Source organism: Chryseobacterium sp. (assembly GCF_019236175.1).
In the GTDB taxonomy this organism is placed as follows: domain Bacteria; phylum Bacteroidota; class Bacteroidia; order Flavobacteriales; family Weeksellaceae; genus Chryseobacterium.
This window is the reverse complement of the sequence record NZ_JAFAJM010000020.1, coordinates 15,857-34,437: the sequence shown is the minus strand read 5'-3', so window position 1 is coordinate 34,437 and position 18,581 is coordinate 15,857. Positions and strand designations below refer to the sequence as shown.

Annotated in this window: 15 protein-coding genes; 12 read left to right on the top strand and 3 right to left on the bottom strand. The window is 36.8% G+C overall.

All coding sequences use genetic code 11. The annotated features are described in order from the left end of the window. Positions 1 to 24: 24 nt before the first annotated feature. From JO178_RS18590 to JO178_RS18580, 3 genes are all read right to left on the bottom strand, one after another. On the bottom strand, positions 25 to 318 hold the full coding sequence (locus tag JO178_RS18590) for a hypothetical protein (protein ID WP_291938989.1): 294 nt from the start codon (positions 316 to 318) through the stop codon (positions 25 to 27). A 178-nt stretch (positions 319 to 496) separates the two neighbouring features. Further along, entirely contained in the window at positions 497 to 1,576 is a 1,080-nt protein-coding gene (locus tag JO178_RS18585) for a DNA replication/repair protein RecF (protein WP_291938987.1), read from the bottom strand. Between the two features lie 3 nt (positions 1,577 to 1,579). Continuing rightward, entirely contained in the window at positions 1,580 to 2,335 is a 756-nt protein-coding gene (locus JO178_RS18580) for a hypothetical protein (RefSeq protein WP_291938985.1), read from the bottom strand. An 18-nt stretch (positions 2,336 to 2,353) separates the two neighbouring features. On the opposite strand from JO178_RS18580, the gene JO178_RS18575 reads away from it, so the two are divergent. The 12 genes from JO178_RS18575 (at position 2,354) to JO178_RS18520 (ending at position 18,561) form a co-directional block, all read left to right on the top strand. Further along, the gene (locus JO178_RS18575; protein ID WP_291938983.1) at positions 2,354 to 8,269 is read left to right on the top strand and encodes an alpha-2-macroglobulin family protein; all 5,916 of its coding nucleotides are present in this window, start codon (positions 2,354 to 2,356) and stop codon (positions 8,267 to 8,269) included. A 43-nt stretch (positions 8,270 to 8,312) separates the two neighbouring features. Continuing rightward, positions 8,313 to 8,801: a serine protease inhibitor ecotin gene (eco, locus tag JO178_RS18570; RefSeq protein WP_291938981.1), complete on the top strand. Its 489-nt coding sequence runs from the start codon at positions 8,313 to 8,315 to the stop codon at positions 8,799 to 8,801. Between the two features lie 323 nt (positions 8,802 to 9,124). After that, positions 9,125 to 10,543 carry a TolC family protein gene (locus JO178_RS18565; protein ID WP_291938979.1) on the top strand — a complete coding sequence of 473 codons (1,419 nt, stop codon included), beginning with the start codon at positions 9,125 to 9,127 and terminating at the stop codon, positions 10,541 to 10,543. Positions 10,544 to 10,554: 11 nt separating this feature from the next. Next, the gene (locus tag JO178_RS18560) at positions 10,555 to 11,511 is read left to right on the top strand and encodes a biotin/lipoyl-binding protein (protein ID WP_291938977.1); all 957 of its coding nucleotides are present in this window, start codon (positions 10,555 to 10,557) and stop codon (positions 11,509 to 11,511) included. 83 nt (positions 11,512 to 11,594) lie between these two features. Beyond that, entirely contained in the window at positions 11,595 to 12,803 is a 1,209-nt protein-coding gene (locus JO178_RS18555) for an ABC transporter permease (protein WP_291938975.1), read from the top strand. 210 nt (positions 12,804 to 13,013) lie between these two features. Beyond that, entirely contained in the window at positions 13,014 to 13,469 is a 456-nt protein-coding gene (locus JO178_RS18550) for a DUF1569 domain-containing protein (protein WP_291938973.1), read from the top strand. Between the two features lie 10 nt (positions 13,470 to 13,479). After that, on the top strand, positions 13,480 to 13,950 hold the full coding sequence (locus JO178_RS18545) for a hypothetical protein (protein ID WP_291938971.1): 471 nt from the start codon (positions 13,480 to 13,482) through the stop codon (positions 13,948 to 13,950). A 45-nt stretch (positions 13,951 to 13,995) separates the two neighbouring features. Continuing rightward, the gene (locus tag JO178_RS18540; protein WP_291938969.1) at positions 13,996 to 14,367 is read left to right on the top strand and encodes a VOC family protein; all 372 of its coding nucleotides are present in this window, start codon (positions 13,996 to 13,998) and stop codon (positions 14,365 to 14,367) included. Positions 14,368 to 14,409: 42 nt separating this feature from the next. Then, positions 14,410 to 14,859, top strand: a complete 450-nt coding sequence (locus JO178_RS18535; protein ID WP_291938966.1) for a VOC family protein — start codon at positions 14,410 to 14,412, stop codon at positions 14,857 to 14,859. A gap of 279 nt (positions 14,860 to 15,138) precedes the next feature. Beyond that, positions 15,139 to 15,816 (top strand): DUF2490 domain-containing protein, encoded by a 678-nt coding sequence (locus JO178_RS18530; protein ID WP_291938964.1) that lies wholly within the window; start codon positions 15,139 to 15,141, stop codon positions 15,814 to 15,816. Positions 15,817 to 15,885: 69 nt separating this feature from the next. Next, on the top strand, positions 15,886 to 16,890 hold the full coding sequence (locus JO178_RS18525) for a bestrophin family ion channel (RefSeq protein WP_291938962.1): 1,005 nt from the start codon (positions 15,886 to 15,888) through the stop codon (positions 16,888 to 16,890). 57 nt (positions 16,891 to 16,947) lie between these two features. Further along, entirely contained in the window at positions 16,948 to 18,561 is a 1,614-nt protein-coding gene (locus tag JO178_RS18520; protein ID WP_291938960.1) for a Na+/H+ antiporter, read from the top strand. Positions 18,562 to 18,581 lie beyond the last annotated feature (20 nt).

The window sequence follows — 18,581 nt, the reverse complement described above, 5'->3', positions numbered from 1 at the left end:
AGCTGAAAACAAATAAAGTTCGACTTAAAGGATTTTCAGATCATTGAATTTTTCTGCCCCGAATTTATCCTGAAACTTTTTCAGATAAAAGCTTTTACGCATCTGAAAATCATGTTTAAGCAAAGGAGAATCTATTTTAATAATGATGCATCCGTTTTCAAGATTAACACTTTTGATCGCATTAAAAAGACTTTCGTCAAGATAATCTTCAAGGAAATCTTTGATTTCAAAAGCTACAAGTTTACCCTCAAAACCATAGATTCTGGCAAAGGACTTTACAAGTTCAGATGATTGGTATTCGCGTTTTTTCTTCTTCATAATGCAGGCTCCGAATCTGGGATACGGTTTTCGAGATTAGGATATGTTATTAATATGAGGCTATTGTCGTTTGTCTTTATTCCGGTTTTCTAAGGCCCGTTTTTTATATGAGTGGTGAATAAGTTGTATTCATTTTTAATGCTTCAAATCCGGCTGGGAAATCCGAATATCCTCATTGTTATACTTCAAAAATAATACTTTCTTCATTGATTTTCTTAACCACGCTTTCCGTTCGTTCTCTGTGAGTGTCTGTAATGAAAATCTGTCCGAAGTTTTCTCTGTTGACCAGTTCAATCAATTGTGAAACCCTGGTGTCATCAAGTTTATCAAAAATATCATCAAGCAAAAGGATAGGTGTCTTTTTGGTGAGTTCTTTAACAAGACTCATCTGAGCCAGTTTTAAAGAAATCAGGAAAGATTTCTGTTGTCCCTGTGAACCGATTTTTTTGATGAGAACATGATCCATTTCAAAAAGAAGATCATCCTTATGAATTCCTTTTGAAGTATAGGTAAGCATACGGTCTCTCTCAAGGCTTTCCTTTAAAAGCTCTTCAAAAGTATTGTCTGATAAATGAGACTCATAAATTACGGACACGCTTTCTTTTCCGCCGGAAATAATCTGATAAAAATTCTGAACAATAGGATTTAATTGTTCTACGAATTCTTTTCTCTTGTTAAAAATTTTAGTTCCGAAACGGGCAATAGGGTCATCATAAATCTCCAGTGAATCTTTGTCCCAGACTCTGTTTTTTGCGAAATATTTCAATAAAGCATTTCTTTGCTGAATAGTTTTCTGATATTGGATCAGATCAAAAAGATATTCCGAATCCGTTTGGCAAATCATAGAGTCCAGAAATTTTCTTCTGCTTTCTCCGGAATCTGAAATGAGATTAGAATCATACGGAGAGATCATTACACTGGGGAGATATCCTATATGATCGGCGATTCGGTCATAGCTTTTGTCATTTTTCTTAATGACTTTTTTGGCTTCTTTAGGCTGGGTAATTCTAATGATATCTGCACTGTCTTCATTTTGAATTTCAGCATCAATGGTAAAAAAGTCCTCTTCTTTTTTAATATTATTGGAATCTGTATTGCCCAAAAAGCTTTTTCCGACAGACAGATAATGAAGTGCATCCAGAATGTTGGTCTTCCCTACACCGTTATTTCCTACAAAACAGTTGATTTGCGGGGAAAATTCAAATTTTTTCTCAGAATGGTTTTTAAAATTATATAGGGAAAGCTGCTTGATAATCATTCGTCAAAAATACTCCATTATTAGTAAAAATAAAAAAGGAAGTGCAGAACATGTTTCTACACCAAACGAAAAATAGAGGTCATCTCTTTTATTTTCAGAGAAATAAATGAAAATATAAGTAATAATACTCGACAGAAAAAATGAAATGGCATAGAGCGGTTTAAGGTAAAAAACAGCGATAAGACTGCTGATGAAAACAAGGGCATAAGCAATATATTTTGTATTCTGTACGCCAATCAGCATAGGGAAGGTCTTTACTGTATCATTATTCATATCACGGATATCGAAAGGGAGAACCAGCGCCGTAATAAAGAAAAAACTAATCAGGAAAATAGGTATATCAAATTCCGGAAGAGTGAGCCAGCAATTGACCAATGCCCAAACCAAACCCACATAGAAAACTTTAAGTAAAGGGATTTTCCGGATATAAACATCAAGAAAAAAACTATTATACAATAACCCAAGCACTACAATGATAAACCATTTCAATAATCTAATTTCATTATGATTATGGATAATCAGAAAAGCACATATAATTCCGGCAATGGCATTCAGGACAACAATCCTGAGAAAATATTTTGTGTATTGATATTTCGTGTAAAGATAACCGCTGAAATAGGTGATGAATATCAGGAGAATAGTAGGAAAACGGAATGTGTTTTGCTCTTTCATGAAAAATACTGCAAAAAGAGTTCCCATTAAGGAGACATAAAGCTGGCTGTCTATGACGGTTTTTTTCAGTATTTTTAAGATGTTCATTTATCAAAAATAATATATATGAAAAGATTTTCCAAGATTTTTATGCTTTTGCTTTTAATACTTAGCTTTTCGCAGGTTTTCGCACAGAAAAAATACGAAGACCAGTGGAACAAAATTGTTGAAAATAGTACGAAGGGAGCTTATAAATCGAATCTTCCCATTATTTTAAACATACAAAGCCAGGCCATGAAAGAAAATAATGTACTCCAGCTGATCCGTTCCCTGAAAGCGGAATTCAGTATAGTGAATCAGACTGAAGATGATACTCAGAATGATACCGCTTCCCAATTCTTTAAAAAGCTTCAGGAAGCAGAAGGGAAATTAAAAGGTGAGGATCTTTTGGTATATAAAGTCTTGCTGAATAGTTTCTTTTTAGATTATTATCATCAGAATTCCTGGAAAATCAATGGGAGAACCAATATCAATTCACAAGATGCTTCACAGATTGAAACCTGGAGTAAGCTTGATTTTAAAAATTATTTAACCAAAAGCTATCAGGAACTGGATCTACAGAAACAGGAAATGAAAAAAACTTCTCTGGAAAAGTATAAGGCATTGTTTTCAGAATCTAAAGATATTGCCTATTTTCCAAGCCTCTATGATTGGTATTCTTTGAAAAAGATCACCTTTTTATCTCAGAGTAGTATTTTTACAAAAAATGAACTTGCAGACAACAGAAAGTCCATCAATATAATTTTCGATGAGCTCATTGCGCAGAATAACGGAAATCCAAAGCTGTATTTCATGAAGGAAAAGTTGGTGGATAACTGTAATTTCAACGCATGTAAAGATAGACTTGAACAGCTTCAGGCGCTTGCTAATTCTGATGTAGAAGGGGATTACAAAGTGCTCATCATGGGTGATATTATGGATGAACTTGTGATGAAAAAGAAGGCAAAAGAAGCTATTGCAGTGGCTGCAAAAGCTAAAAGTGAATATCCGAAATCTCCCTTTATTGAAAATATTAAAAGTAAAGAAGCTCAGATTACCAATCCAATACTGAGTATTAAATATGAAAAGCAGACACAGAATAATCTGCCTATTCATTTTAGTGCAGAATATCAGAATGTTTCAGCATTTTCACTGAATATTTATGAGGTAAAAGAAGATTACCTATCCTTATTACAATATGTACAGAATTCTTATGCAAATAATTATTTCAGCAACGTAAAAAAGAGTCTGGTGAGAAAAGAGGCTTACCAGCTTTCTGATCCTAAAGATTATCAGCTTCATAAAACCTCATTGGAAATAAAGCCCCTTCCATCAGGAATTTATGTAGTAGAATATTCCGTAGCAGGAGCTGATGTGAAAGATAATGATTCACAGAAGAATTTCTATTTTTTGGTTTCCGGAAACAAAATTATTTATCAATCTAAATCTTCACAGAATTCGCTTTCAGATGATTTGAAAGTAGTGAACAGTGAAAGCGGAAAGCCTATTGCCAACGAAAATCTTAGCTTTTATGAATTTGTCAATAATAATTCAATCAACAAAGTAGAAGGAAAAACAAATGAAAAGGGTGTTTTTAAGCTTCCTGCTACTGCGAACAATCAATACTACAGGGTTTTTCTGATTCAGCAGCCTAAAACCAATGATTTCCAGATCATGCAGGTATATGGAAACAACAATAATGCAGTAGACTATAATCCTAATAAAGAAGCTCGCTCCAAAGCTCAAATCTTTACAGACAGAGCGATCTACAGACCTGGGCAGACTGTTTATTTCAAAGTAATCAATACCCGACTGAACAATGAATTGGAGTCGGTACTTTCAGGAGTAAAACAAAAAATTACACTCAATGATGCGAATAATCAGGTAGTTTCTTCCCAGGATTTTACTACAAATGAGTTTGGTTCATATCATGGCAGCTTCATTTTACCCAAAGGAAAGTTAAACGGTGTATTTTATCTGAGTACTGATGGAAATACCCAAGGGTATAAGGATATCAGAGTAGAAGAATATAAAAGACCAAAGTTTGAAGTAACCTTTGAGCCGGTAAAGGATGAATATAAATATGGTCAGACTATAGAACTGAAAGGAAAAGCCATGATGTTTTCCGGGGTAGCTTTAAGCAACACAACAGTCAACTACGAGATCAAGAAACACAATATCAGATGGAGATATTTCTGGTGGTACCCAAGAGATAATGATAATGAGAACTCAATTTTAGGCGAGGCTAAAACCAACGAAAAAGGAGAGTTTGTAATTCGTCTGGATTTGAAAAAAGATGAAAAATTAGAAGGAATACAGATTGATAATTACGAAATTAATGCCTCTGTTACCGATATCAATGGTGAAACTCAGTCAGCGAATACAAACCTTAAGGTTGCTTCAGTATCCCATTATATTAAAGCAGATGAAATCAAGAATATATTCAGTGATGAAAACGTCAAATTAAAAGTAGAGACTAAGAATTATAATGAACAGGCTCTTAAAAAATCATACCAGGTTAAGTTATCTAAATTAGCGGCTCCTGATCGGATTTTTAGAGATAACTTTAAATCAGAAGTTCAGAACCTTCCACAATATTCAAGATCAGAATTTATTGGAAAGTTTCCACATGATTTATTTGATAAAAATGATGATGTCAAAAACTGGAAAACAGAAAAAGTAGTGGTAGAAAGACAGCAGCAGCCCTCTTCTGATAGTCAGTCTTCAGATCTTGATTTAGGAAAACTGGAGGCTGGAGATTACCAGTTGGAGTTGTTCAATATGGAAGGGAAAGATACCATTAAGGCTGCACAATATTTTAGTGTTTGGGATAAAAATTCATTGAAATCAACTCAGAAGACATTCTTAACCGTAATTGCCCCCAAAAATGAACTTTTAAGAGGTGAAAAGGCAAAAGTATATGTGTATTCTGCAATTCCTGATGCATTGGTCAATATTTTTGTTCAGAATGGATCTGGTAAAACGATGACCGAAACTCAGCAGCTAAAAAAAGGAATCCTTGAATATACTGTAGACATTCCAAAAGAAAAAAGTGTATCAGAACTTAATCTTCAATTCCAAATCGTGGCATTTAATGATGTACAGACTGAAACGGCTATCTTGAAGATAAAAGATACTGAGAAACCTTTGAAAATAGAAACGGTAACTTTCAGAGATAAACTGGAACCTAATTCAAAGGAAAAATGGACTGTGAAAGTGAGCGGAAACGATAAAGAAAAGGTAAATGCAGAGGTGTTGGCTAATATGTATGATATGTCTTTAGACCAGTTTGAAGTGAATAATTACAGCTGGGATAAACTCTATACACCATTTAACATCATTATGTCTTACGATATTAAAGAGTATCTATTGCAGAAAAGGTATCAGAATAGACTAAAATATTATAACGGAAACTACGTAACAGTTCCTGAGTTTAACTGGTTTGATGGTAGTTTGTTTTATAATCAGGTGTCGCCTAAATTACGCCGTAAAGGTGTTCCTGGTGCAATGCCAGCTTCACCTATTGCTAGAAACGCTACTATTGATGAGGTCGTAGTGACGGCATATGGAATAAAAAAGGAATCTGCAATAAGCGGGGCTATGGCTAAAGATGTGGCTGCAGGTCAGGAGGCAGATGCTGATGGAATTTTAGATCAATCTGGATCCAAAAAAGAATCTTTGGATAAAGTTCCTGTACGTCAGAATCTGAACGAAACAGCATTCTTTTATCCTGATCTTAAAACCGATGCTGAAGGAAATGTGAATTTTGAGTTTACCTCTCCTGAAGCCTTAACAAAATGGAAACTGATGTTCCTGGCTCATACGAAAGATGCAAGAGCAGCGACGCTGGAAAAAGAAGTGGTGACACAGAAAGCATTCTCAGTAACTCCAAATTATCCTAGATTCCTGAGAGAAGGCGACGAACTAAACCTTCAGTCAAAATTATCCAATTTAACAGATAAAAAACTGAATGGAACTGCAGAACTTCAGATTCTGAATGCCTTTACCAATGAAAATATTTCCTCACAATTCGGAATGACTTCAGGAGCACAGAACTTTAGTCTGAATGAGAACGGAAACGGAGCATTGACATGGAAACTAAAAGTGCCCCATAATGTTTCTTCCATTATTGTAAAAATTGTGGCTAAAGCAGGAGTTTACTCCGACGGAGAACAACAGGCTATAGCTGTGTTGCCGAACAGAATGCTGGTGACAGATGCACAGCCTGTCTTTGTAAAAGAAGGGGAAACCAAAACTTTTGTTTTGGATAACCTTAAAAATAATACTTCTACGACAGCCACGAATGTTTCAAATACCTTGGAATTGACGACTAATCCGATCTGGGAGATCATGTTTGCCCTTCCAAGTCTGAAAAATGATCAGAACAGCTCTGCAGATGTTATTTTCAATAAATGGTTTGCAGATGTATTGGCTTCTGAGATCTTCAAAGCTAATCCTAAAATGAAGACTGTATTTGATGAGTATCAGAATAAAGGGATATTAAATTCAAATCTTGAAAAAAATCCGGAGCTGAAACAACTGTTGCTGGAAGAAACCCCTTGGGTACTTAATACTATGAATGAAAATGAACAGATGCAAAAGCTAGCGCTTCTGTTTGATACTAATACCATGAGGAATTCAATTAATCAGGATTGGAGTGATTTCAGTAAACTACAAAACCCAGATGGCGGATTCTCATGGTATGCAGGATATCCAAGTTCTTACAGTACATCATTATATATTCTTAAGAACCTTGGAAAAATCAATTTATGGTTAAAAGATAATGTAAAAGACTATCAAAGTGCAGAGCAGAAAGCTTTGGTTGCTAAATTGATTCAGTATGTAGATCATGAAATCAGTAAATATGCAGATCTTAAAAAAGAAAACGTTTGGAGCAACTGGGTTCTTGATTACCTGGATACCCGAAGCTATTGGGAAAAGCAATATCCATTAAATGGGAAAGGTGCCAGTCTGAAAACGTTGGTAAAACAAAAGGCGAATACAGCTAAAATGACCGACTTTACGTTCTTCGGACTTCATCGCGCCGCTTTATTAATGAATAATTATGGAGTGAAGGATGTATCCGATAAGCTGATGACTTATCTTAAAGAAACCTCTACAGATACCAAAACACAGGGAGTGTACTGGAAGCAGAACCTGAATGACTGGGGTTGGTTCAATTCAAAAGTGGTGAACCATGCTGGTGCTTTAGAAGCTTTCAATACCTTAAAGGCTAGTGACACGAACTTCATCGAAGACATGAAGATCTGGCTGGTGACTCAGAAAGAAGTCAATTCATGGGGAAGCTCAAGAGGAACAGCTGAAGTCGTCTTTACGATCTTAAATTCCGGAAAATCATGGACAGGAGCAGGGAGTGATAAAGCAACGATCATTTGGGGCGGGAAAGAACTCGCTCCTCAGACTCAGGCTACAGGATATGTGAAATCTACTGTGAGAACAGAAGCGGTGGATAAGAACTTAGGAACCGTTACGGTTACCAAACCAGGCCCGGGAATTGTTCAGGGTGGATTATTCTGGCAGTATTACGAAGATCTTGATAAGATTAAATCATCTGAAAATTATATTTCCGTAACCAAAGAATTGTATAAAAAAGTGAAAACGGTAAATGGGGAAGAACTTCAGAAAATCAGCCCTGAAACTCCGCTGAAAGTCGGAGATAAAGTAACCGTAAGAATGATTCTGAATACAGACAGAGCAATGGAATTTATCCATATTAAAGATATGCGCGCAGCAGGATTTGAACCTGTGGAGGCATTATCGGGTTACCAGTGGAAAAATAATTTAGGCTATTATCAGTCGACGAAGGATGCCTCTACCAATTTCTATATTCAGTATATGCCGAAAGGAAAGTATGTCTTTGAATATGATGTGGTTGCCAATGCGTCCGGTAAGTTCTCCAACGGAATTACAACAATGCAGAATTACTATGCTCCGCAGATGAATGCCCATACAAAAGGAACTGGTGTTCAGATTTTGGAATGATTTTTGGCTATAGGGAAGTAATTAAATTTTAAAACCAAATAAAATGAAATTTTCAAAAACTTTAATTACAGGATTGGTATTGATGGCTGGAGTAAATGCTTTCGCACAAAAGAAAGCAGAAAAGTTTGAAAAACTACAGATTGAAATGTTCCCAAAAGCAAAAGAAGGATATAAACAAGTATATATTCAGCTTCCGGTTGCAAAAAATGAAAGCGACCTAAAAGTTGAGGTTTTTGCAGGAATTGAAAAAATGTTAGACTGCAACAATTATTCCTTAATGGGAGAAATGAAAAGCCAGGATCTTCAGGGATGGGGCTACAACTATTATGAAGTGGAGTCTAAAGGAGAAACAGCCGGTACATTGATGGGTTGTCCGGGACAAAAGCTGACTAAGAAGTTTGTAACACTTAGACCGGAAATTGTAAGATACAACAGCAAGCTGCCATTAGTATTTTACGTTCCAAAAGACGTTGAAGTACGTTACAGAGTGTTGCGTCCGGATACTGCGATGAAAAAAGCAGTTCAGAAGTAATATCAAAAAACCTATTATTATATAGAAAACTCCTCACAGTCATTGTGGGGAGTTTTTTGATATGATTTCAGGAAGATGTCATCCGGAAATATGTTAAAGTGACCCGCAGAAATCTCTATATAAGATAAACGTTAAAAGTAGAGTTATTTTTTTTTCAGTTTTTTTTATGTTTAATTGAATTTTAAACGCTTTTATCAGGGGTGTAATTTAAGGTGTTTTAAAGATTAAACAGAATTTAAACTTACTTTAAATTCATTGATTTCTTTAACTTATTTATGAGTGATTTAACATTTTTTGCATTATATTTGTTATAAACATAAACCATGAAAAACAATTTATTGATTTTTACGTTTAGTTTTTTCGCTTTTCCTGCTTTTGGCTGGGCACAGTCGGCGCCGGATTTTAAAGAACTTTTAGACAGTGCAATGGTTCGGGACTCGAATCTGAAAATGCAGATTACCCAAAACAAACTTACCGACCTTGATGAGCACAAACTAAAAGATATCTTTCTTCCCACTCTGGAAGTGAGCGGAAAAGTAGGGTATCTAAACGGAACAGCAAGACTTACGTCGCCGGAAATTAATCTGGCTCCTTTTATCAATATTCCGGAAGGAACTTTCAACAATAACTTTAATGTATCAGGATTTTCAGGCATTGCCAAAGCAGATGCTAAAATGCTTCTGTATTCGGGAGGAAAAGTCAAATACCTGAAAAAAGCTATTGAAGAAAAAAAGAAATCTGAAGACATCCTGTTGGAAAAGTCAAGAGATGAAGTAGCAGCTACTGTTTCCAGAGCTTATGATCAGCTGGCTCTGATTCATCAGTCTAAAAGAGTTCTGGATGAAAGTAAGAAAAGACTTGACATTAATAAGAAAACTGCAGATAAAGCTTTAGGGTACGGCCTGATCACTCCCTATGATCATAAGAAAATAGAACTGGCTCAGGCAACTTTAAATGCAAAAATGGTAGAATATGAAGGGAAAAAAGAATTACTTCTTACCCAGCTTTATATTTTAACAGGCATCAACAGAGACCGTTTGAGAATCATGGAACCTGTTTTGTCACCGGTAGATTTACTTTCACCGGAAAAAGGAATCGACCAGAGAGCGGAAATCCGAGCACTGGAACATGGGATTTCGGCTGCCGATTATAAAATTAAAGCTGAAAAGACATGGATGATCCCTAAAGTACAGCTAATGGCTTCAGCATACTATATCGGATTGTACGGAAACAGGATTAAATCTTCAGAAAATGTAGTTCCTGCCGTACCTTTATTAGGATATGAAGGAAAGAAATTAGACTGGAGCCCGAATAATATTAATGTATTTCCTCTGATTACAGCCGGAGTAGGCTTTAAATGGGAAATTTTTGACGGGAAAGAAGGAAAACATGCTGAGGAAACAGCCAGAGTAGGCAAAGAAGTATTGCAGAATCAAAAAGAAGATGCCATGAAAAAGCTAAGTCTGAATCTGGCTAATAATCAGACCAGTTATGATATTGCCACAGCTCAGATTAGTCTGAAAGCTAAAGAAAAAGAACTGGCGAAGAGTGCACTGGTTCAGGCTGAGAAAGAATTCCGATACGGAATGAGTAAATCATCGCAGCTTATCGAAGCAGAAAATGATCTGGAATCCGTGGAACTTGATTATCAGAATGCAGTTTTCAACCAGAGAAGAGCGGGAATAGAACTGATGAGGTCTACCCAGGAGCTGGATATCACCAAATTTTATTTAATCCCTTAAAAATTAAAATGATGTATAAAAATATACCTGTATTCTTTGCTGCTCTGCTTCTGTTAGGGAGCTGTGACAAGAAAAACGAAAAGATAAAGGAACCGGAAGGGAAAACAAAAAAAGAGGTTATTTCTTTTGCCCCGAAAGTAACGGGCAGAATCTTAAAAATATATGTTTCTGAAGGTCAGACTGTGAAAAAAGGCGATACCCTTGCCCGGCTTGATGTACCTGAAGTTTCCGCGAAAATAGCCCAGGCTCAGGGAGCTGTAAATGCAGCTACTGCTCAGGAACAAATGGCTAAAAACGGAGCTACGGCAGACCAGATGAAACAGCTTCAGGCAAAATATAAAGGACTGAAAGAACAGTATGATTTTGCCCAGAAATCCTACCGCAGAGCCAATAATATGTTTCGTGACAGCTTGATGTCTCCGCAGGCTCATGATGAAGTATATGCAAAGCTGCAGGGAGCAAAAGCACAATATGATGCCGTAGTGGCAGAACTGGATGATGTGAAAAGAGGAACCCGTTTTGAAAAAGTGGAAATGGCTGCAGGCCAGGCCTCTCAGGCTAAAGGAGCATTGCAGGAAGCTAATGTTGCTTATTCCGAAAGGTATATTATTGCGACCAATGATATGGAAATTGAAACCATCAGCTTAAACCCGGGAGAGCTGGCAACAGCCGGTTTTGCATTATTCAACGGGTATATCCCTGAAAGTACATTCTTCAGATTTACCGTACCTGAAAGTGCAATTTCAAAATATAAAAAAGGACAGGATGTAACCATGCAGGTCGTTTATAATAAAGAAACTCTGGAAGGAAACATCGTTTATATCAAACAGCTGACAAGATATGCGGATATTACCACTGCTTATCCCGATTATCAGCTGCAGGACGCTATCTATGAGATCAAAGTAAAGCCCAAGGATATGAATAAAGCCAAAAGTATTCTGGTGAATGCTAATGTGATCCTGAAATAAATAATTTGAAACGAAGTACACTGTAACTTCTTATTAATGTACCAAGTTCCGTCTGACCATTTAAAAAACAGAAACAAAAACAGATGAAAGAATTTTTCCGTCTTTTGAAACGTGAGTTCAAACTTTTTATCGGCAATTCTACCTTAAGGACTGTGTTCTTTTTGGCGCCGGTCTTTTATGCAACCTTGCTGGGGTTTGTCTACAAAAGCGGAAAAGTTGAAAATACACCGGTACTGGTGATTGACAGAGATAATACTCCTTTGTCTAACCAATTGACGGAAATGCTGGACGACAATAAAAGTATCAGCACCATTAAATATCTTCAGGAGCCCCTGAGCATTAAAGATGAAGTGATACGGCATGAAGCAGCAGCAGTCGTTATTATTCCTTCCCGGTTTGAAGGAGATATGCTGCAGAAGAAATATCCGGAACTGAATGTCTATATCAATACAGGAAACGTACTTACGGCAAACTTTGCCTCCAAGGCTCTTCAACTTACCATAGGAACCTTTTCTGCAGGAGCTTCCATGAAAGCCCTCCAGAAGGCAGGAATGCCTGCTGCGAAAGCAGCAACACAATATGAGCCGTTTAAAGCAAATTATATTACCCTCTTCAATACCACCGGTAATTATCTTATTTTTATGTGGCCGGCGATGTTAGCGGTCGTTTTGCAGCAGGTTATATTACTGGCCATGGCTGTAAGTTTTGCCGCAGAATTTGAAAGAGGATTCTTTGTCAAAGAATATCGGAGAATGAAAAAATGGGCATTTCCGACCATGCTTATCAAAGTGATCCCGATTTGGGTGTTCTCTGTTCTTATTGTAGGTATATATTACTTTATGCATATGATTTTCAGAGTGCCGATGCCGGAAGGAATTCTCAATTTTATACTCCTTACAGCTGTGTTTGTAGGATCTGTTTCATTTTTGGGCGTATTCATCAGTATCCTGATTCCGGATGCACTGAAGGCTACTCAGATTCTGATGGTGATTGCTTCACCTGCCTTTATCATCAGTGGTTTTACCTGGCCTTTAAGCGCAATGCCTGCTTTCGTACAGTTTATTGCCAATATCATTCCGCTCACTCCTTTTCTGCAGGCATTTAAAATCCTGCTTATTCAGAAAGGATCCGTAGAACTTACTTTCCCTTATTTAAAACATTTGAGTATTCTTCTGGTAATATATGCAATCATTGGCTGGATCGCTTTAAAAATTAAACTCTGGTTTATTTTCAAAAAAGCCGCACCACAGGAAATTGCCGCAAAAGAAAATACTGAAAAGGAAATCGAATAATAGGGGTGGTAATTTGCTGACGATCAACTGCCGGAAATAAAAATTAAAAATAAGATTTTTCTCCGTTACAAATCTCTGTATCCAATCCGGTATTCCTATATCGGATCCCTTATCCGCAACAATAATTTGATAATCTCAATCTCATTTTCAATACCCTGTAAAATCAAGCAAAAAAACTGATATATTTGTCTCTAGTAAAATAGAACGAATATGGAAAATGTATTTGACGCAAAAGATGCTCAGAATTACATCGATAGAATCAATAAACTTGTAGAAGATACCCACGGATTATGGGGGAAAATGACTGTTGACCAAATGCTGGCTCACTGTAGTGTAACCTACGAAATGGTCTACGAACCTGAAAAACATAAAAAACCGGGAGCGATTGCCAAGTTTATTCTTAAGACATTCGTAAAACCTAAAGTCGTGGGAGAAAAAGCATATCCCAGAGATTCTCCTACAGCACCTCAGTTTTTAGTTACAGGAAGAAAAAACTTTGATGAAGAAAAAACAAGACTGATTGGTTTTATCCAAAAAACACAACAATTGGGGGCTACTGCTTTTGATGGCAAAGAATCATTTTCTTTCGGAAAACTTAATGCCCAGGAGTGGAATAATATGTTTGCAAAACATCTGAATCACCATTTAGCTCAATTTGGCGTATAAAACATAACCTATGAAAAAACTTTTATTACTCTTTATTCTGACTTCCCATTTTGTATGGGGGCAGATGCCTGATATTTCAAATGTATGGCTGAATAACAGTAAACCTTATATCGGAACAATCGGGAACAAAGGACAGGACATGAAGCTGAAGATCAATATTTCTGAACAGAATAAAAAGAATGATCAGGAATATTTTGTCTCAGGCTACTCTCTGGTAGATAATAATTATGCGAAATTTGAAGGAAAACTGATCGTTTCAAAATACAAAGATACCAAGAGACAGGGAACAATATTCGGTGAATATGAACTGGCGGAAGAGAATAAAGGAAAACATTCAGGGATTTTAAAAGGAAAGTTTGTCTATAATTTTAAGTGGAACCGGAAAACCGAAAAAGTAGAATCACAATATATCGAACTGATCGGCGACTGGAAAAGCTATGACGGAACGCTTAGTTTTAAAACCAATCTGAAAAATCAATAAAAGGAATCATCATCTCCCTATTATTTTAACCTGATATAATACAATATGAAACTAGGCGCATTTTCAATCAGCTTAAGTGTAAAAGACCTTCAGAAATCTAAGGATTTTTATGAAAAATTGGGGTTTACCACCATGGGAGGAGCTATGGAGCAAAATTACCTGATTATGAAAAACGGGTCAACACTGATAGGCCTGTTTCAGGCTATGTTTGACGGGAATATGCTTACTTTCAACCCGGGCTGGGATACAAATGCCCAAAACCTTGAGTCTTTTGATGACGTAAGGAATATTCAGAAACATTTACTGGAGAATGGGGTTGAGATCGACAGAAAGGCGGATGAAAATACATCAGGCCCTGAACATATCTATCTTAAAGATCCGGATGGAAATATGATTTTAATAGATCAGCACAGATAGTATTTTACCCAATAATTAAAACTTAACCTATAAAAAACAATCATGGCAACAGTAAACGTTTATCTGACATTTAATGGAAACTGCAGAGAAGCATTCGATTTCTATAAGTCAGTTTTCGGAGGAGAATATCCTTATATCGGAACCTTTGGAGAAATGCCTCCAATGGAAGGAAAGGAAGCTTCTGAGGAAGACCAAAATAAAATCATGCATGTAAGCCTTCCGATCTCTAAAGAAACCATACTGATGGGGAGTGATACCGGAGGAGAATGGGCATCCCAATTTAAAGAAGGAAATAATTATTCCATTTCTATCAACGCAGAATCTAAAGAGGAAGCCGAAAAGTTATTCAATGGTCTTTCCGCAGGCGGTCAGGTAACGATGCCTTTGGCAGATACTTTCTGGGGAGCTTATTTTGGAATGTTTACGGATAAATTCAATATCAACTGGATGGTGAATTACGATGATCCTGCAAAAATGCAACAGCACCCTTAAAATTCATATTTTAAATCTGAAATATAGTTAAACATACCGGTAGATCTTCTGCCGGTTTTTTATTGGACGCTATATTTGCATTTCGAAAATTTTTAAATTTGAAGTAAGAAATTCTTATGGAAAGATCCCCGGCTTGAAATTAAAGTGAGACTAAGAAGGAGTGAAAATAAGATTTTACATATTCAAATCACTTGTATTCAGTAGCTTATGTATTGTTTGTTATTATTGATTTAAATTATTAAATTTGTTAAAAACGATAGATAATAGTAATTGATAAACATGAGAAAGATTTTTACGAAGCTGGCTTTCACCATTTTAGGACTGGGATCGGTATTTGCATTTGCACAGAAAAGCGATTTGGGTGCATGGTATATGTATTTTGGAAATAATAAAATCAGTAAAAAACTGAACTGGCATAATGAGATCCAATACAGGAATTTTGATGCGGTAGGAGACCTGGAACAACTTTTAATCCGTACCGGTATTGGCTATGATCTGACAGAAAATAACAATAATGTTTTACTAGGTTATGGCTTTATTTTGAGCCAGCCTTATATAAACGGAGAAAAAAAGGAGAACGTAGAACACAGAATTTTTCAACAGTTTATTACCAAGCAAAAGTTTGGACGATTTAATCTTCAGCACCGTTACCGTCTGGAAGAACGTTTTCTGGAAGATGATTTCAGAATGAGATTCCGGTATATGCTTGGCGTAAATATTCCTATTACAAAAAAAGATATGTTGCCAAAAACGATCTATGCATCAGTTTATAACGAAATATTTCTTCATTTTAACAGCCCTGTATTTGACAGAAACAGGGTATATGGAGCTTTGGGATATGTAATCAATAAAAATATGAGAATAGAAGCAGGGTATATGAATCAGCTTCAGGAAAATAAAAACCGCGGGCAGATTCAAATCGGATTTTATAACAATATCCCGTTCACAAAAAACTAATCATACCCATGAATGCCGAATGCCTGATGAATTAAAATTGATAATGAATTAACACATAAAATAACACATATGCATTCAGGAAAAAGATTTGGCGCACGTGAGTTCATCAACTGGACCAGGCGCAGCATTTACGCTTTAACGGTATTATCTGCCATCCCTACGGTATTGTATTTTCTGGGCTGGAAATTCCTTTCCGTTCCATGGCAGCCGATTGCCATTATGGGAACAGCCGTTGCCTTTATTGTAGGCTTTAAGAATAATGCAAGCTATAGCAGATTATGGGAAGCCAGACAGATTTATGGCGCTATTATCAATGACAGCCGGAGTTTCGGGTATATTCTAAGAGATGCTCTGACTTCAAAAGATCCGGCTAAAGTAAAAGATATGTTTCTTCGTCATTATGCATGGCTGACTGCTTTAAGGTTTCAGCTCCGCGAGCCGCGAGCCTGGGAAAATATGAATACCGCCCAATTTGATGAATATGCAAAAAAATATGATGTTCCCGAACGACTTACTACGTTGGACGAGGAATTAAAGAACTACCTTTCTGAACCAGAACTTCAGTATATTTTAAGCAAAAAAAACAGAGCGACCCAGTTGATGGCCAGTCAGAGTAAAGACTTGTCAGAAGCTTATGAAAAAGGAGAAATCAATGATTTTCAATGGGTACAGATCAATCAGCAGCTGGTTAAATTTACAGACAGTCAGGGAAAAGCAGAGAGAATAAAAAACTTTCCTTATCCAAGGAATTTCTCTTCAATAACCACTTATCTTTTGCTTTTATTTATTGTTTTTGTGCCTTTCGGGCTGCTGAAAGAATTTGATAAACTTGGTGAAGGTACAATGGTGGAAGGATGGACACTCTGGTTTAATATTCCTTTTTCTTTACTGGTGACCTGGTGTTTTCATACATTAGACAGCGTAGGAGAAGCTTCCGTAAATCCTTTTGAGGGAAGTCCGAATGATGTTCCGATTACTCAGATTAGCCGTACCATTGAAATTGATATGAGAGATATGCTGGATGAATCTGATCTTCCGCCGGCCATCAGTCCGAAAAATAATATTGTACTTTAATCAGAACCCGGACTCCGGTTTAAATAAAAAAATAACACTTAAAAAAACTAAATCAAAATGATTCACACTTATGTCATAATATCCATTGTAGTCCTATTGTCTGTAATGATATTAGTGATGATAGGGCAGAAGTTAAAAGTTGCTTATCCTATTTTTCTTGTCATTGCAGGGCTATTGATCAGCTTTGTTCCGGGAATGCCCCGTATTGAGATAGAACCCGATCTCGTTTTCCTTATTTTTCTGCCCCCTATTTTATTTGAAGCCGCCTGGTTTACTTCATGGCAGGACTTTCATAAATGGAGAAAACAGATCTTTTCAATGGCTTTCGGGCTGGTGTTTTTAACTTCAATCGTGGTGGCCTATCTTTCGTCTTCCATTATTCCCGGGCTTACCGTAGCCATGGGATTCCTGTTGGGAGGAGTGAATTCTCCGCCTGATGCGGTAGCAGCAACTTCCGTATTGAAACATATGAAGATTCCTAAAAAGATTACAAGCATTCTGGAAGGTGAAAGTCTTATTAATGATGCCTCCAGTTTAATTGTTTTCAAATTTGCACTGGCGGCAGTCATTTCAGGACAGTTTATCTGGAGAGATGCCGTTCAGGACTTTTTTACCATGGCTATTGGCGGTATTGTAGTGGGAGTGGCAACCGGTTTATTGTTTGGGGCCTTACTAAGGATTATTCCTACCAATTCTAATATTGATACGGTTATAACGCTTATTGTGCCTTACATTATGTATGTGGGGGCTGAGCATTTTCATTTTTCCGGCGTCCTTTCAGTCGTTGCCGGAGGACTGCTGATGTCCTATAACTCACATTGCTACCTGAGTCATACCTCCAGAATTCAATCCGGGAATGTATGGAGTGTTCTGATCTTTTTAATGAACACGATTATCTTCATTCTGATCGGTCTTGAACTGCCTGTAGTTGTTGAAGGGTTGCAGGATTATACTTTCTCAGAAGGTATTTTCTACAGTGTTGTGATTGGAGGGGCTATTATCGGAACCAGAATTATATATAGCTATGCACTGATGTATTTTCCGAGACTGTGTTCAAAAGAACTAAGATTAAAAGTTCCCAAGCCAGACTGGAGAGAACCCTTTATCATCAGCTTCGCAGCGATGAGAGGAGTGGTTTCATTGGCTGCAGCATTATCTATTCCGGCTTTTTTACCCAATGGAGAAGCTTTCCCGCACCGAAATATTATTTTATTCGTAACTTTCGTTATTATATTGATTACACTGGTCGGGCAAGGACTATTGCTGTCTCCGATTCTTAAACTATTAAATATAAAAGATGCAGGAAGTGAACTGCCGGAGGAAAAACAGGAAGTTATTCTGATGCGTAAACTAAAAGAGACCGCACTTCATAAACTGGATAATGATTTTTCGGAACTGGTGGAGAGAAACAGTCTGGTAAAGCACCAGAAACATAAACTTGAAAATGAAATGATGCTGATGGCGGATAAAGTTCAGTGTATGGCTTCTACAGGAGATTATGTAACGGCTATTAATGAGAACAAAGATGTACTGCGTCAGGTTATTCAGGCCCAGAGAAATGAACTGCACAGAATGAAAAAAGAAAAAATCTTTGATGACCATGTCATGCGTGCGATTGAAATGCAGCTGGATTTTGATGAAGCAAAAATTACGGGATTCTCACATGGATAGTCAATTGATTGAAAATACCA

What these genes read in the sequence shown, in the direction of transcription:
- JO178_RS18520 (WP_291938960.1), top strand. Translation starts at nt 16,948, where the DNA reads ATGATTCACACTTATGTCATAATATCCATTGTAGTCCTATTGTCTGTA.
- JO178_RS18560 (WP_291938977.1), top strand. Translation starts at nt 10,555, where the DNA reads ATGTATAAAAATATACCTGTATTCTTTGCTGCTCTGCTTCTGTTAGGG.
- JO178_RS18565 (WP_291938979.1), top strand. Translation starts at nt 9,125, where the DNA reads ATGAAAAACAATTTATTGATTTTTACGTTTAGTTTTTTCGCTTTTCCT.
- JO178_RS18530 (WP_291938964.1), top strand. Translation starts at nt 15,139, where the DNA reads ATGAGAAAGATTTTTACGAAGCTGGCTTTCACCATTTTAGGACTGGGA.
- JO178_RS18545 (WP_291938971.1), top strand. Translation starts at nt 13,480, where the DNA reads ATGAAAAAACTTTTATTACTCTTTATTCTGACTTCCCATTTTGTATGG.
- JO178_RS18540 (WP_291938969.1), top strand. Translation starts at nt 13,996, where the DNA reads ATGAAACTAGGCGCATTTTCAATCAGCTTAAGTGTAAAAGACCTTCAG.
- JO178_RS18580 (WP_291938985.1), bottom strand. Translation starts at nt 2,335, where the DNA reads ATGAACATCTTAAAAATACTGAAAAAAACCGTCATAGACAGCCAGCTT.
- JO178_RS18575 (WP_291938983.1), top strand. Translation starts at nt 2,354, where the DNA reads ATGAAAAGATTTTCCAAGATTTTTATGCTTTTGCTTTTAATACTTAGC.
- JO178_RS18525 (WP_291938962.1), top strand. Translation starts at nt 15,886, where the DNA reads ATGCATTCAGGAAAAAGATTTGGCGCACGTGAGTTCATCAACTGGACC.
- JO178_RS18535 (WP_291938966.1), top strand. Translation starts at nt 14,410, where the DNA reads ATGGCAACAGTAAACGTTTATCTGACATTTAATGGAAACTGCAGAGAA.
- JO178_RS18555 (WP_291938975.1), top strand. Translation starts at nt 11,595, where the DNA reads ATGAAAGAATTTTTCCGTCTTTTGAAACGTGAGTTCAAACTTTTTATC.
- JO178_RS18590 (WP_291938989.1), bottom strand. Translation starts at nt 318, where the DNA reads ATGAAGAAGAAAAAACGCGAATACCAATCATCTGAACTTGTAAAGTCC.
- JO178_RS18550 (WP_291938973.1), top strand. Translation starts at nt 13,014, where the DNA reads ATGGAAAATGTATTTGACGCAAAAGATGCTCAGAATTACATCGATAGA.
- JO178_RS18585 (WP_291938987.1), bottom strand. Translation starts at nt 1,576, where the DNA reads ATGATTATCAAGCAGCTTTCCCTATATAATTTTAAAAACCATTCTGAG.
- eco (WP_291938981.1), top strand. Translation starts at nt 8,313, where the DNA reads ATGAAATTTTCAAAAACTTTAATTACAGGATTGGTATTGATGGCTGGA.